This is a genomic window from Actinobacillus ureae ATCC 25976 (assembly GCF_000188255.1).
Taxonomy (GTDB): Bacteria; Pseudomonadota; Gammaproteobacteria; order Enterobacterales; family Pasteurellaceae; genus Actinobacillus; species Actinobacillus ureae.
Genome location: NZ_GL831080.1, coordinates 1,529,027 through 1,544,661 on the forward strand (window position 1 = coordinate 1,529,027; position 15,635 = coordinate 1,544,661).

Sequence of the window (15,635 nt, forward strand, 5' to 3'; positions counted from 1 at the left end):
ACTACAGCCCCTAATCTTTTTCTGGTACATAACCTTCGATTCCGTTCAAATTTTCTAAGAAATCGATATGCCACCAAGAACGATGGAACTCACCGTCTGTTACCACTTGAATGCCCGCATCTAACTATGCCTGTACTAATTTTTTTACTTCTTCTTCAACAATCGCATCACGTGCTTCAAGAGAAATTGTGCCAGCTTTGTAATCTGCATGCGCTTTTTTCCAAGCGTCTGTTCTTAAATATGAACCCACAGTATCTGCATAAAAAGGTAATGTTGTATTTGCCATTTTTTACTCCGTATATTCTTATTTGTTATCACTGAGATTAATTTAAGTGAAATTTCATTTCCAAACAAGACCGATTAATATTTTCTCAGATGAAAGTTATCTTCACTCATTATGAATAAAATTCATAATCACTTAACACCATATTGCTCACGATATGCCTTCATTGCAGCTAAATATGGTGTATATTGCTCTGATTTCTCAATAAATTGCAATAAATCGTCAAAATCAACAATTGAGAAAACTTGACAACCGTAATCACGTTCAACTTCTTGAATCGCAGAAAGCTCACCTTTACCCTTTTCTTTACGGTTTAATGCAATCAACACACCGGCTAATTCCGCTTGGTTTGCATTAATGATTTCCATCGACTCACGAATTGCCGTACCAGCAGTAATTACGTCATCAACTAATAAAATACGCCCTTTTAAAGGTGAGCCGATAAGATTACCGCCTTCGCCGTGATCTTTCGCTTCTTTACGGTTAAAACAGCAAGGCTTGTCCACATCAAATTGGTTTACTAACGCAACTGCAACCGTAGTCGCAATCGGGATACCTTTATAAGCCGGCCCGAAAAGTACATCAAAATTTAGACCGCTTGCTTGGATCGCTTGCGCATAAAACTCGCCGAGTTTGGCAAGATCTCTACCGGTATTGAATAAGCCTGCATTAAAAAAGTAAGGGCTTTTTCTGCCGGATTTCAAGGTAAATTCACCGAATTTTAAAACATTACGGCTTAATGCAAATTCAATAAAATCGTGTTTATATTGTTCCATATTTATCCTCTATAAGCGGTTATTTTTACTAAAAAAATTGCAAAAAAATCCCCTAACCTAATAAAAGGCTAGGGGAAAAGATTATTCAGGAGTAATCCATTCAACAGACCAACTACCCGTACCCTCCGGCACAAGCACTTCCGTTAAATATGGTAGAATTTTTTTCATCTGGCTTTCTAATTGCCAAGGCGGATTAATTACAATCATACCACTTGCCGTCATACCTCGTTGCTCTGAATCCGGACGTACCGCCAATTCAATTTGTAAAATTTTACGGATTCCCGAGTCAACTAAACCACACACAATACGTTTCGTATGCTGACGTAACACCACCGGATACCAAATCGCATAAATACCCGTGGCAAAACGTTTATAACCTTCTTCAATCGCTTTCACCACCAACTCATAATCTTCTTTTAATTCATACGGCGGATCGATTAACACAAACCCACGACGCTCTTTCGGCGGTAATGCGGATTTTAATTGCTGAAAACCGTTTTCACGTTTAGTCACCACATTCGCTTTCTTGGCAAATTCTTGACGTAATAATGGAAAATCATTCGGATGTAGCTCGGTTAAAATTGCACGATCTTGTGGGCGTAACTGATTAACCGCCAACAAAGGAGAACCTGCGTAATAACGTAACTTATCGCCTTTATTAATTTTTTTCAGTTCGTTAATGTATAGCGCTACTTCTTCCGGTAAATCTGTACGTTCCCATAAACGGGCTACACCTTCTAAGTACTCTCCGGTTTTCTCCGACTCTGCACTCAATAAACTATAACGCCCAACACCGGAATGAGTATCAAGATAAAGAAAGCCTTTATCTTTCTGTTTTAATGATTGTAAAATCAAAAGTTGAACAATATGTTTCACAACATCGGCGTGGTTACCCGCGTGGAAGCTATGGCGATAACTAAGCATAATTCTCTCTTTTTTCAATAAGTTAATTCGTTAATTTTAACACGGAATAGCATAGAAAACACAGAAATGTAACACAATTTGAGATTACGTTGCGTAACGTTTTATGTGAAAACAATATTTTCATGAACGATTGTTCAGTAATTTTTTCATGCTTCCACTTCATTACGCTTAACATCAGAATAAACATAAGGCAGAATATGAATCTTACTATTCAAAACGGAAAATTAATTCACCAACGACAAGTTCCATCTACACATTTTAATCAACGGCCTCAAGAAAATGATATTTCATTATTAGTTATTCATTATATTAGTCTCCCCCCAGAAGAATTTGGTGGAAATTTTATCGACCAATTTTTTCAAGGAAATCTAGATCCAACCATTCATCCTTATTTTGAAGAAATAAAAGATTTACGTGTTTCTGCGCATTGTTTAATTAATCGCAAGGGAGAACTTACCCAATATGTGAATTTTAATGATATGGCATGGCATGCAGGATTATCCGAATTTAGCGGGCGAGATAAATGCAATGAATATTCGATAGGTATTGAATTGGAAGGGAGTAACAACCAGCCTTTCACAGAACAGCAATATCAATCTCTTGCAAGTTTAACTAAGGAACTTATGGCAAAGTATCCAGATATCACCTCTGATCGTATTGTCGGTCATAATGACATTTCCCCCGGTAGAAAAATCGACCCAGGTCAATATTTCGATTGGGAATATTATATAACATTAATAACTAAATAGAATTTATATAATATATTTTCAATTTAAAGTTGAAATATTTTAATACTTATTTAAAATATTAAATTTTAAATAAAAAATGGCTAGGTGATTAGCCTAGCCAATAAGATAATATAATGAATAAAATTTTCTTAGTTATTTAACGACTGTCCCCTCTGCAATTATGTGGTATTGCCGAAGCTACAAAATATATTTTATGCGAAATAAAATAAATTAAAAGCTATTTTTAAATAAAAGATAAATTATTTTTCATCTTTCGTTTCAAAACTTATTTTTTAAACAAAATGTATAATTGAACTATGTTCAGTTTAAGAATATTTTCTTACACTCCTATATTAAAAAATAAAAACATACACTAATTTAATATTCAGCATTAAAAGCAAAAAAAAGCTAGTTCCGAAGAACTAGCCAATACTAGGAATGAATAAAATTTTCTAAGCCATCTGATGATGGCCTGTTTCATGACAAGGGCTAACCTGCCTAAAAAATTATATAATAACGTTAATTTACACTAAAGTAAAGTTATTTAAACAAAAATTTACTTAAAAATCAGCTGACGCATTAAAAGTCATCACTTCACCGCTAATCGGGTGCGTAATAGTTAAGCTTTCTGCGTGTAAACACAATCTAGGTGCTAAACTTTTAGCTAATGGATTAGCATAAAATTTATCACCGAGAATCGGATGTCCTAACGCAAGCAAATGCACTCTTAGCTGATGTGAACGGCCGGTAATCGGGGTAAGCTTCACTCGAGTGGTATTATTCGGTAAATGTGCCAATACTTCGTAATGCGTAATCGCCTTTTTGCCTCGTTCATAACAAATTTTCTGACGAGGGCGATTTTCCCAGTCACAAATCAGTGGAAAATTCATTTCACCTGTATCACCGACCTTCTCACCTAACTTGCCCCATAATAAAGCGATATAGTGTTTTTTCGGCTCTCGCTCACGAAATTGACGCTTTAACTCTTTCTCCGCCGCTTTACTGAGTGCAAATAACAGAATGCCGCTGGTTGCCATATCCAAGCGGTGTGCAGGTTCGGTAAAGCCGTATTTCTGCTGTACACGAGTCATTGCACTGTCATAATACTCAGGGCGATTGCCCGGTACGGAAAGCAAACCGCTCGGTTTATTAATCACTAAAATATGATTATCACGATAGACTTCCGTTAAAAACGGTTCAAGTGGGGGATGATATTCAATTAATGCCATGTTTCTTACCATAAAAAACACGGAATGGACGAATACAAGAAACAAGCGGTGAATTTTGAAATTTTTTCTGCAAATTCTCACGCTTGCCGTATTTCTGTCTATTCCGTGATAAATACCCTATTCTTTATTACTTACAATGACACGTAAGCTATCTAAACGCCAATTCGCTAATGCAATTTGATTCAGCGATTCGACACGTTGTTTTTCCAATGCTTCAATTTCATCGGCACGGATGTTTTTATTCACCGCTTGTAACGAGGTTAAACGATGTAATTTCGCACTTAAGATACTATCCGCTTCTTGGCTGGCTTTTTCAATTAATTCCGGTAATTTGGCTGCAATTTTTTGCTCGCTGATACTAATCAATTTCTTAATATCCACTTGCGCCATCTTCGCAATTTTATTTGCCATTTGTTTATTCACTGGTTTTAACTGCTTCTCAAGCCCTGCAAACGACACCTGAGCCGCCATATCGTTACCTTTATTATCTAATAAGATACGCACCGGTGTCGGCGGTAGGAAACGCGTTAAATTTAATCCTTTCGGTGCCTGTGTTTCTACCATATAAATCGCTTCAAGCAATAAGGTACCTGCCGGTAAGTTTTTATTAATCAGTAACGAAATTGCCGATTTACCGATATCGCCGGAAGTAATCAAATCAATACCGTTACGAATCATTGGGTGATCCCAGGTTAAAAACTCAACATCTTCTCGCATTAAGGCAAGCTGACGATCAAAGGTGACAGTCGTACCATCTTCCGCAATCCCTGGGAAGTCAGGTACAAGCATATGACCAGTCGGGCTAATCACAATAGATTGCTCACCTAAATCTTCCTGCTCTAAGCCGATAACATCAAATAAACTCAAAGCAAAATTGACTAAATGTGGGCTATTATCTTCTTTCGCAATCGCTTCAGCGAGTTCCTGTGCTGCTTCACCACCATTTGAATTTATCTCAAGCAAACGATCTCGACCTTGCTCTAATTCCGCTTTCAACTGTTGCTGGCGCTTAAAGGTTTTTGCAAGAAACTCGTCCAATCCGACCGCTTGCGGGTTCTTCAGGAAAGTTTCCAACTCTTCACCAAATTCACGGAATAATGCAGCGCCCATCGGACAAGTTTCTTCAAACGCATTCAAACCTTGATGATACCAAGTCGCCAATACTATTTGCATTGAATTTTCAAAGCACGGTACGTGAATCTGAATATCATTTTTCTGACCTATACGATCTAAACGTCCTATACTTTGTTCCAATAAGTCCGGATTATCCGGTAAATTGAACAATACTAAATTGCTTGCAAATTGGAAGTTACGACCTTCCGATCCGATACTCGAACTAATCAAGACCTGAGCACCCTCTTCCATTTGTGCAAAATAAGCGGAAGCTCTGTCTCGTTCTACAATCGACATTTTTTCATGGAACACCGCCGAACGAATCGCTTCACGTTCACGTAGAATTTGCTCAAGCGCAATCGCCGTATCCGCTTGCTTACAAATGACTAAGATTTTCTCGTCACGGTGATTTTTCAGGAAAGTAATCAACCATTCGATACGAGGGTCAAAATCCGCCCATTTTGCTGCCGGATTCATACGTTGGAATAAACGTTCCGGATAAAGCTGATCATCTTTGGTTACACCGCCCATCATCCCCATCAATTTTAACGCATTGGTATATTGACTCGGCATTTCTAAGGTAATTTGATGATAAACACGATGTGGGAAACCTTTCACACCTTGGCGAGTATTACGGAATAACACTCGGCTAGTACCGTGGCGGTCAATCAGCTCACGAATCAATTCTTGACGCACTTGCAAGCGGTCATTTTCTTTCGATTTTTCGCTATTGATCACTTTAAACATCGGTTCGGTATCTTGCTCACTAAGTAATTCCGCAATGCTATTTTGCTCTTCATTGCTCAACGGTTTGTCATTCAGTAAGCTTGCCACCGCATCCACCACCGGTTTGTAATCTTTTTGTTCGGCCACAAAGCTGTTGTAATCATAGAAACGATCTGCATCCAATAATGCTAAACGTGCAAAATGGCTTTCTTGTCCAAGTTGTTCCGGTGTTGCGGTGAGAAGTAATACCGCTGAGGTTTGTTTTGATAAACGCTCAACAAATTGATAGCCGACACTCGGCTCGTTTTCCGACCATTCCAAATGGTGAGCTTCATCCACGATGAGCATATCCCAATTGCTTGCCAATACTTGTTTAGCTCGATTCGGTGAAGTTTCTAACCAGTCGATTGAAGCGATCACTAACGCTTCGCTATCAAACGGATTTTCGCTGACATCATTACCGTCTTCATCCGCTTTATCAAAATCGCTACAACGTTCTTCATCAAACAATGAGAATTTTAAGTTGAAACGGCGTAACATTTCAACTAGCCATTGATGTTGTAAACTTTCCGGCACGAGTACCAATACTCGTTCCACTCTACAGGAAAAAAGTTGTTGCTGTAAAATCATCCCCGCTTCAATGGTTTTACCTAAGCCGACTTCATCTGCTAATAACACTCGTGGCGCAACACGCTGTCCGACTTCTTTAGCGATATGTAATTGGTGCGGAATTAAGCTCGCACGAATACCTCTCATTCCACGTAACGGCGATTGAAATTGTGCTTGTTGATGTTGTAATGCTCGATAACGTAAAGCAAAACGGTCAGAACGGTCAATTTGTGCTGAAAATAAGCGGTCTTGCGGCTTGCTGAAGCTTACTTTATGGTCTAACTGCATTTCAGGCAATACCGTTTCTTCACCAGAATCCGCTCGCTTACCTAAATAGATAATAAAGCCTTGGTTTTCGACCACCTCTTCAACATCTAACTGCCACCCCTCTACACTATTGATTCGATCACTTTTTTGAAATTGCACACGTGTTAAAGGTGCAACCGAAAGCGCATAAATACGCTCTTCCTCTGCGGCTGGGAATTGAATGGTAACAGTACGATTATCACTTGCCGTCACAATACCTAAACCTAGATTATTTTCTGACTCGCTAATCCAGCGCTGACCTACTACGAACATTTTTGGGTTATATCTCCTATCTATAAATTCCTATTTATTCTACCAAATTTAACGACTCAAAGCGGTCTGATTTATAAAGAATTTTGCAAATTTTGGGCATAAAAAAACCGCTTGCAACTAGCAAACGGTTTTTTTAAAAATATACTGGATTGATTAGTTTTTATCTAAGTCTAAATCCGCTTTATATTCAATACGGTTACGATTTTTTACTTCAATTTGAATATCTAACTCTTGATCACCACGTTCAAATTTAAGATCCGCATCATCTCTTTCAATTTCAGCCTCTGTTACTCGGAAACCATGACGTTTTGCGTGTGAAATCGCATTTCTTGCAATCCCACGTACGTCATTTCCACGTAAACGGTATTCCACTTCATATTCACCATTACCTTGGCGGTCTGCCTTCACTAATTTACCGTTCGGGCGATAAATCTCACGAGGAATATCTGCAGCAAATGCCGTTGCTGTAAATAAGCCTAATGTGGTTGCTAATAAAGTTGCTTTCGATAACATTTTCATAATTGTCCTTCCGTAATAAAGATGAAAAATTGTAATACTCCATTTTGGATGCACATAAGACGAACGAATACCCACTTAGTTCTTCAAACTTTTATAAACTTTGGTAAAGTTTGAATGCTTGTCCGTCCGACATACTGGCAAGATAATCGCAAATCACTCGAGGGCGTTTTGCCACTTCAGCCTGTTGCCAACGTAAAGCGACATTTTGTGGCAATAAACGTTCCGGATCAGTACTTAACATATCGAACAACGCCATTAAAATACGCTGACCTTTGTATTCCACTCTTTGTGTTTTCACATCACAAATCACATATTGGTAAACAAAGCGTTTTAAAATTTCCAGTACACATTTCACATCATCCGGTAAATACGCATTAAAACGTAATAACGGCTCATCAAAACCCGGCTGCTCACGCCATTGGACGTTGGTCACAAAATAATTGACTAACGCCCCGATCACATCTTTACGTTCATAACGATGTTGTGAAAATAATTTCTGGCTAAGGGTCGGTAAAATCGTTTGAATCCAGCTTGAAGAACATTGTGCTAATTGTTGCTGTGCTTGTTGCCATGATTGTGGCGTGACCATACCGCCAGCAATCGCATCTTCTAAATCGTGTACACCGTAAGCAATGTCATCGGCAAATTCCATAATGCTGCAATCCAATGATTTATATTGCGTTTTATGCGGTTCAAGCGGATCTTTACTGAAACTTATCGTACGTAGTAACTTACGATCCTGCTCGCTTAACGGTGCTAACACCCAATCGAAAAAGGTTTGATCATCGCTAAATATGCCCTTACAGGTTTTAAATTGGTGCAGGTTGATATAAGGCGACTCAGCAAATTGCGGGCGTGCTTGCGGTTCGGTTTCTTCAAGCAGTGCCGGATATTTAATAATTCCCAACAAGGTTCTACGAGTGAGGTTCATACCGTGTTGCGGCGTATAAGGCTCAAGTTGGGTAACAATCCGAAATGACTGGGCGTTACCTTCGAAACCGCCATGTGCACGCATTTTATAATTGAGTGCCATCTCGCCGCCGTGCCCAAATGGTGGATGTCCAATATCATGCGCAAAACAAAGCGATTCAATCAAACTGCGAGACGGCAATAAAGCGGTCAAATTTTCAGCTAAAATTGCAAATTTTTGATCGGAAACAACCGCTTGAAAGGCTTGTTTTTCTCGTAATAATTTCGCACGGATACTACTGCCGATCTGCGCCACTTCAAGTGAATGGGTCAAGCGAGTACGATAAAAATCATCTTCACCAACTGCGTGAATCTGCGTTTTAGCTTGCAAGCAACGAAAGGCTTCGGAGTGTAAAATTCTTGCACGATCTCGCTGAAACGGTGAACGGTGGTCTTGTTCCCGTTTTTTATCCGCCAAAAAACGTTCGGTCCAAACATTCGAAATCATCTTTCCCCTTTTTCATGTATAATAACTGACTTTACGAATTTGATTTTACACTAAAAATGGCACTGTTCTACTCTGAAAAAGCTGCAAAACAGCAAGCAAAAAAATCGGCAAAAACGACCGCTTGTCCGCCGGTTACCATTCAATCTTTAGACTACCAAGGTTTAGGCGTGGCGAAAATAGCCGGTAAAACTTGGTTTATCGAAAACCCCTTACCTAATGAACAAGTTGAAATCCGTGTGTTGGAAGAAAAACGCCAATACGGACGAGCAAAAGCGGTTAAAATTTTAGGCTGTGTTTTAACAATGTGTTGATTTTTATACTAAATTTTGATAAAATTCCTTATAATGAATTGAATTATAATGGATTTTAGCATGTCGGGCGTAACAAAAGAATTAGACATTTTAAAACAACTTTTTGAAAAGTTGTCCGATACGGATAAACAGGCTTTTTTGACTTCTGCCAGCTCAAAAGAACAGGTTAAAAAAGTCATTGAACAAAAAAAAGTTACGAATTGCCCACATTGTCAATCTACGCATTTTGTAAAAAATGGTACGAAATGCAATAACCAACGCTATTTGTGTCGTGATTGCAAAAAATCTTTTGTTGAGCAAACAGGCACTATTCTCTACAACACGCAAAAAGACATTGAAGTTTGGGAAAAATACATTCATTGCATGATTGAAAAATACCCACTCCGCAAATGTGCTGAAATTTGTGAAATCAATCTTGCTACTGCGTTTACTTGGCGGCACAAAATTTTAGACGCACTTCAAAACATGATGAATGAAGTTGAGTTAGACGGCATTGTGCAAGCCGATGAAACTTATTCGACGATTTCTTACAAAGGACATCACAAGGATTTTCAACTGCCGCGCCCTGCTCACAAACGCGGGACAAGAGCCGGTAAGCGCGGCATTTCAAAAGAACAAGTCTGTGTTCCTTGCGGTATCGATTTAGACGGTAAATCTGTTGCTAAAATTAGCAATTTGGGTAAGCAGTCTCTAAAAGGTTTACAAAAAGTTCTAAATGGCAAAGTTGCCAAAGATTCTGTATTCGTTACCGATTCTTTAAGACCGTATCAAAAATTATCGTTGGACATGAATTTAAGCCATATCCGCATTCCACGCGGTAAACGTGCTGTCGGTACATTCAACATTCAAACCGTCAACAGCTACCACAGCAGGCTGAAAAACCTGATTGTCCACCGCTTCAAAGGTGTGGCAACCAAGTATCTGAATAATTACTTGGTGTATCACAATTTCGTGAATTTTGCCAAAGATACTTTGGCGAATAAAGAAGCTGTTTTGCTGGATTTCATTCGCAAAACCATGTGCACAATTAAGTCGGCAGACGTGGCTAAACGTCCTGCTATTCCTGTGTAAATTAACTTGACTTTCAAATTTAAGGTGTAATCATGTGCCTACAAGCCTAGTTTAATCTTGTCTTTTCAAACTTCCAACACTTATTTGGAGGTTTGAAATGTCTAAACTTCAATATCAATTCAACGAAAAATCAAATCAAATTTTTTCTCCACTAAATAACAAACCGTTAACATCACTCCCGAGGAAGAAATACGTCAAAAATTTATTTGTGTGTTGGTAAATGAATATGGTTATTCACTTAATCAAATGGCACAAGAATTGAGTCTAACCAATTCCAGTCGTGGTACTGGGCGAGCCAGAGCGGATATTGTTATTTGGAAATCCGAGCAAGCCAAAAAAAATAACGAACACGCCGCCATTGTAATTGAATGCAAATCCGACAACGTAACCATTCAGCCCGAAGACTATTATCAAGGCTTAAATTATGCTACTTGGGCCGGGGCTAATTTTTTTGTTACTCATAACAGTAAAGAAACTCGCTATTTTCAAGTTTTCAAAGAAAAAATCCCTAAATACCTAGGTAAAGAATTATCAGAATTACCAACAGCAAAACAACTTGTTGATAGCAAAGTCATCGAAGAGATGCTCAAAGCTGAAAAAGTTTTTGAAAAAGATGAATTTGCCAAGCTACTGCATCAATGCCACAGTATTATTCGTAATAATGACAAATTATCTCCCGAAGCCTCATTTGATGAAATTAGCAAAATTTTGTTTATGAAAATTATGTATGAACGAAATAAACAAAAAGGGAAGATATTTACCAAAGAAGAATTTTTAGAACAAGAAAGTCATTATGAAAAGAATATACGTCCGGTAAATGTACGAAGAAATGGACCTAAAGATGATATTTCTTATGTGACTTATTGGTTTGATGACACAAAAAATGCATATAAGGCAGAGCAATTATTTGAAGATGATGAGGTTATTAAGATTCGTAGAGAAAGTTTCTTAGCAATTCTGGAAAAACTACAAATATACAATCTTTCTAAAACATCTGATGATGTAAAGGGCGTTGCTTTTGAGAAATTTTTAGGGACAACATTTCGTGGTGAGTTAGGACAATTTTTCACACCGCGCAGTGTGGTGGAATTTATGACCGAAATTTTAGATCCACAAGAAGGAGAACGCGTATGCGATCCTTGTAGTGGTTCTGGTGGTTTTTTGATTAACGCCTTTGAATATATGCGGGAATCCATTCGACAAGATTTAGAAGAAGAAAAAGAATCCATAAAAAATCGCTATTTTGATGAAGCCTACGAGCAGGCAGATGAACAGCAAAAAGCCAATATAGAAGCTAAAGTTGATGGCTTATTTAGCGAACTAAATAGCGAGCTAGATTTAGACAACCCAAATAGCCGTTTGTACCAACTTTCGCACAATTGCATTTATGGAACAGACGCTAATCCGAGAATGGCACGAGTATCCAAAATGAATATGATTATGCACGGCGATGGGCACGGTGGCGTACATCACAATGATGGTTTGTTGAATATAAATGGTATTTTTGAAGAACGCTTTGATGTAATTTTAACTAATCCACCTTTCGGTTCTCGTGTAGCAAAAGATTTAAAATTAACTCAAGAAGATAGCCTAATTGACAAGCCACATTATAAAAATTGGAAAGCTAAATATGAGAATTATGAACGTATCGGAAATGAGCGAAAATTAGAAATTGAAGAAAATAAAGTCATTGTTGATAAATTTGAAGTGAGTAAGTTTAGCACTTTAACCGAAGTGATGTTTATTGAACGCTGCCTGAAACTGTTACGCAAAGGCGGACGTATGGGCATTGTTTTGCCGAAAGGCGTATTAAATAATGGCGATTTACAAAAAGTTCGACATTATTTTGAAAGTAAAGCCAAAATTATTTTAATCACGTCCATTCCGCAAGATGTATTTGTTGCATCAGGTGCAACCGTGAAGCCTAGTATTGTCTTTCTGAAACGCTTTACTGAAAGCGAAGAACAGGAATATTTAACCGCTAAAATGCAAGCTACCGCCGAAGTAGAGCAAAAATACGCCCAGCGAAAAGCCAAACTTCAAGCAATTTTGGATAAAAAAGCGGATAAATTACCACCCAAAGCCACAGATGAACAAAAAACCGAACAAAATCGCTTAAAAGATGAATTGAAACAAGCGAAAAAACAGGCGAAAAATGAACTCAAACAGTTAGAAATCCAAATTAAAGATGAAATCCGTCAAGCAATTAAAACCAAGTTTGACTACCAAATTCCGCTTGCAGAAGTAGAAAAAGCAGGGATTGACAGTACAGGTGCAGCCATTGAAAACGATTTACCAAAGCTAAAAGACGAATATACACAATATCGCAAAGCTAAAAGTATTTGGGAAAATCATACCGCCCATCATTACGAGTACACAGAAAACGGTGGTAAATTAGAACGCACTTTACGCACGTTTGCGGAAAGGGCGGAATAATGGGAACAAGCAATTTTCAAACAGCTTTTTTGCATTTTGTAGATTTTTCGCAATTCAATAACTGGAATGTAAAACAATACGTTAATACAAATTTGCTGAAATCAAATTTCAAAATTGAATTTTTGGCAGAACACTTAATTGAACAAAATAACAAAATCAAGCCTTTTGATTTTCCTGAAAAAGATTTTGCGATTTTGGGTGTGGATAACAAAGTAGGAATTTTTGATGCCTATATTTCAAAAGGCAAAGAAATCAATCAGCCATACAAAAAAATGGAAACAGGTTTTATTGCCTACAATCCTTACCGTATTAACGTAGGTTCAATCGGATTGAAAACCGAAAAACATCAGCACCAATATATTAGCCCAGCTTATGTGGTATTCAGTTGTCAGACTACATTGCTGCCTGAATATTTATTTTTGGTTTTCAAAACGAATTTTTACAACCGTATTATCAGAGAAAATACAACAGGTTCGGTTCGGCAAAATTTGAGTTTTGATAATTTGATTAAAATGCAAATTCCCTTACCTGACATCAACACGCAAAAAGCATTAGCCCAAGCCTATCAAGATAAAATGGCAAAGGCCGATGAATTGGAAAAACAAGCCAATCAAATAGATAGCGATATTGAGCAATATCTGTTTGAACAGCTTGGCATTGAAATTCAACAAACTCAAAAAGTACAAACTGGGAAATTGCAGTTTGTGAATTTTAGGGATTTGAATTTATGGGGAGTTGTCAGTCAAGATGCCATTACTGCTGAAACTATTTTTAAATCCAATCAATTTAAAAATAAACCTATTACAAACTTTTTTGAAATTAACCCAACTACACAAATTCCCAGTAACCAAATCATTAGCTTCATTCCAATGGCAAATGTTTCTGACATTTATGGAGAAATTTCCATTTACGACAAGCAAACATTAAAGCCCAACTACACTAAATTTAAAGAAAATGATTTAATTTGGGCAAAAATTACACCGTGTATGGAAAATGGAAAATCTGCGATTGCAAGCAATTTAGAAAATGGTTTTGGATTTGGTTCAACGGAATTTCATGTTTTGCGAGCCAAAAACAAAGATTTTTCTATTCATTTGCTACATTCGCTTTTGCGTACCAGCCATTTAAGAAAAATTGCGACTCAGTATTTTACAGGTTCAGCAGGTCAGCAACGAGTTCCAAAATCATTTTTGAAAGCCTTAACTCTGCCTGTTTTAAACCTAGAAATTCAAACCAAAATTCTCACATATATTCAAACCCAAAAGCAGCAGCAAAAAGATAGTTTAGCTACTGCTTCTGCATATCGTATTGAGGCGTTAATGGAATTTGAGAAAGCTATTTTTAAATAAGAAAAGGTAACTATTAAATAGCTACCTTTTCTAAAATTAAATATCAACACATCGTTAAAACACAGCCTTAAATTTTAAAGCAATCCGCCGCACGCCAACAGCCGAGTTGCGCGCTCTACGGCAAATGCGGAGGCTGTCAAATGCAGCATATTCCGCTAGATTTACAGCGAGAAGCCAAACAGTGTGCGCTTTTTCAACGCTTACAAAAACTGCAATCACAGCCGATTGATTTTCAGCCGATGATTGTCGGTAACGATAAAGGCTATCCCCGCCGAGCCAAACTCAGTATTGAGTTACAAAATAATCAGTTAGCGATTGGTTTTAGAATGCAAAATTCAAACCAAATCATACCGCTTGAGCAGTGTGAAGTGTTGGTCGAGCCGCTTTCTCAGCTTATCAAACCACTGCAAAGCCTATTTAGCATGTGGCAGAAAAAAAATCACTGGGATATATTGAATTGGTTCAAGCGGATAATACGATTACGATGCTGGTGCGTAACGTCGAGCAATTCCATCCGCAAAATAGCCAAAATTTGCAACAGTTTGCTGAACAATATTCACTTTCATTGTATGTGATGACCGCTGAAAATGATATCGTTTAATTAAGTGGTGAAGCGCCCTACTACCAAATTTATGGTGTAAAACTGGGCTTTTCGATTCGTGATTTCATTCAAGTGAATGGCAACTTAAATGAAAAAATGGTGGATAAAGCGCTGGAATGGCTCAATCTTTCCGCACAAGATCGCGTATTGGATTTATTCTGCGGTATGGGCAACTTTACTTTACCCATCGCTAAACAAGCCGGTTTTGTCGTCGGCGTGGAAAGTGTTCAGCCGATGGTTGCACAAGCCAAACAGAATCAAGATACAAGCGGTCTAAAAAACGTAGAATTTTACCAAACTAACCTTTTGCCGATAAAGCGTGGGCAAGCGAACCGTTCAACAAAGTATTATTAGATCCGGCGCATAACGGCGCATTTTTCTGCTTGGATCACTTAGCCGCATTGAATCCCGAAACGATCGTTTATGTTTTCTGCAACCCTGCCACCTTAGTACGAGATGCGGAAAAACTGATTCAAGCCGGTTATAAACTGCAAAAAGCGGCAATGATCGATATGTTCCCACATACAGGACATTTGGAATCTATTTCGTTATTTACTAAATAATGAACACATCATCACAGCATAAACCGAAATTAGGTTGATTTATACTTAGGATATTCTGTGATGATAATCTTGAAGAAATAGGAATTGTTTTGACAAGATATAGAAAAAAAGAAACCCCGTAGAAAACCTACAGGGCAAATTCTTTTGTTCTAATTCTGGAGGTATGAATCACTGTTTTATAAAAGGAGACAAATAAAACAAGAACAAAAGCAAAACTAAAGGAAATTAGTTGGCTCCTCCTGCGGGACTCGAACCTGCGACATATGGATTAACAGTCCACCGTTCTACCGACTGAACTAAGGAGGAACATTTCGGAGAAAAATAATATAGCTAAACCGTTTTAGTGTCAAACGCTATAACCTAACTTGTCAATTCTTTCCATTTCTTGAATTAAAACATTG

Annotated in this window: 10 protein-coding genes, 1 tRNA gene and 3 pseudogenes; 6 read left to right on the top strand and 8 right to left on the bottom strand. The window is 37.9% G+C overall.

Translation table 11 applies throughout. From position 1 onward, the window contains the following. Positions 1 to 16: 16 nt before the first annotated feature. From HMPREF0027_RS12000 to HMPREF0027_RS07175, 3 genes and pseudogenes are all read right to left on the bottom strand, one after another. Positions 17 to 286: pseudogene (locus HMPREF0027_RS12000) on the bottom strand (5-methyltetrahydropteroyltriglutamate--homocysteine S-methyltransferase); the annotation flags it as partial. Positions 287 to 414: 128 nt separating this feature from the next. After that, positions 415 to 1,059 (bottom strand): orotate phosphoribosyltransferase, encoded by a 645-nt coding sequence (pyrE, locus tag HMPREF0027_RS07170; protein WP_005623568.1) that lies wholly within the window; start codon positions 1,057 to 1,059, stop codon positions 415 to 417. A gap of 81 nt (positions 1,060 to 1,140) precedes the next feature. Then, a complete protein-coding gene (locus HMPREF0027_RS07175) occupies positions 1,141 to 1,983 on the bottom strand; it encodes a 23S rRNA (adenine(2030)-N(6))-methyltransferase RlmJ (protein WP_044024355.1) in 843 nt (280 codons plus the stop codon). 197 nt (positions 1,984 to 2,180) lie between these two features. On the opposite strand from HMPREF0027_RS07175, the gene ampD reads away from it, so the two are divergent. Beyond that, a complete protein-coding gene (gene ampD, locus HMPREF0027_RS07180) occupies positions 2,181 to 2,732 on the top strand; it encodes a 1,6-anhydro-N-acetylmuramyl-L-alanine amidase AmpD (protein ID WP_005623572.1) in 552 nt (183 codons plus the stop codon). A 539-nt stretch (positions 2,733 to 3,271) separates the two neighbouring features. Here the strand turns inward: ampD and rluA are convergent. The 4 genes from rluA to HMPREF0027_RS07200 form a co-directional block, all read right to left on the bottom strand. Continuing rightward, complete coding sequence (rluA, locus tag HMPREF0027_RS07185; RefSeq protein WP_044024356.1) at positions 3,272 to 3,940, bottom strand: bifunctional tRNA pseudouridine(32) synthase/23S rRNA pseudouridine(746) synthase RluA; 669 nt, start codon at positions 3,938 to 3,940, stop codon at positions 3,272 to 3,274. 117 nt (positions 3,941 to 4,057) lie between these two features. Continuing rightward, the gene (rapA, locus tag HMPREF0027_RS07190) at positions 4,058 to 6,967 is read right to left on the bottom strand and encodes an RNA polymerase-associated protein RapA (RefSeq protein WP_005623580.1); all 2,910 of its coding nucleotides are present in this window, start codon (positions 6,965 to 6,967) and stop codon (positions 4,058 to 4,060) included. Between the two features lie 153 nt (positions 6,968 to 7,120). Further along, positions 7,121 to 7,486: a hypothetical protein gene (locus HMPREF0027_RS07195; protein WP_005623583.1), complete on the bottom strand. Its 366-nt coding sequence runs from the start codon at positions 7,484 to 7,486 to the stop codon at positions 7,121 to 7,123. Positions 7,487 to 7,577: 91 nt separating this feature from the next. After that, the gene (locus HMPREF0027_RS07200; protein WP_005623586.1) at positions 7,578 to 8,903 is read right to left on the bottom strand and encodes an anti-phage deoxyguanosine triphosphatase; all 1,326 of its coding nucleotides are present in this window, start codon (positions 8,901 to 8,903) and stop codon (positions 7,578 to 7,580) included. A gap of 56 nt (positions 8,904 to 8,959) precedes the next feature. Here HMPREF0027_RS07200 and HMPREF0027_RS07205 point away from each other — a divergent pair. The 5 genes and pseudogenes from HMPREF0027_RS07205 to rlmD form a co-directional block, all read left to right on the top strand. Next, positions 8,960 to 9,190, top strand: a pseudogene (locus tag HMPREF0027_RS07205) (TRAM domain-containing protein); the annotation flags it as partial. Between the two features lie 84 nt (positions 9,191 to 9,274). Further along, entirely contained in the window at positions 9,275 to 10,285 is a 1,011-nt protein-coding gene (locus HMPREF0027_RS07210) for an IS1595-like element ISAur1 family transposase (RefSeq protein ID WP_044024357.1), read from the top strand. A gap of 189 nt (positions 10,286 to 10,474) precedes the next feature. Further along, on the top strand, positions 10,475 to 12,721 hold the full coding sequence (locus HMPREF0027_RS07215) for an N-6 DNA methylase (protein WP_276324227.1): 2,247 nt from the start codon (positions 10,475 to 10,477) through the stop codon (positions 12,719 to 12,721). After that, positions 12,721 to 14,070 carry a restriction endonuclease subunit S gene (locus HMPREF0027_RS11340; RefSeq protein ID WP_005623595.1) on the top strand — a complete coding sequence of 450 codons (1,350 nt, stop codon included), beginning with the start codon at positions 12,721 to 12,723 and terminating at the stop codon, positions 14,068 to 14,070. The genes HMPREF0027_RS07215 and HMPREF0027_RS11340 overlap by 1 nt, the downstream gene beginning before the upstream one ends. A gap of 71 nt (positions 14,071 to 14,141) precedes the next feature. Continuing rightward, a pseudogene (gene rlmD, locus HMPREF0027_RS07225) lies at positions 14,142 to 15,234 on the top strand (23S rRNA (uracil(1939)-C(5))-methyltransferase RlmD); the annotation flags it as partial. A gap of 230 nt (positions 15,235 to 15,464) precedes the next feature. Here the strand turns inward: rlmD and HMPREF0027_RS07230 are convergent. Then, positions 15,465 to 15,540: transfer RNA gene (locus HMPREF0027_RS07230), tRNA-Asn, on the bottom strand. Between the last annotated feature and the right edge of the window lie 95 nt (positions 15,541 to 15,635).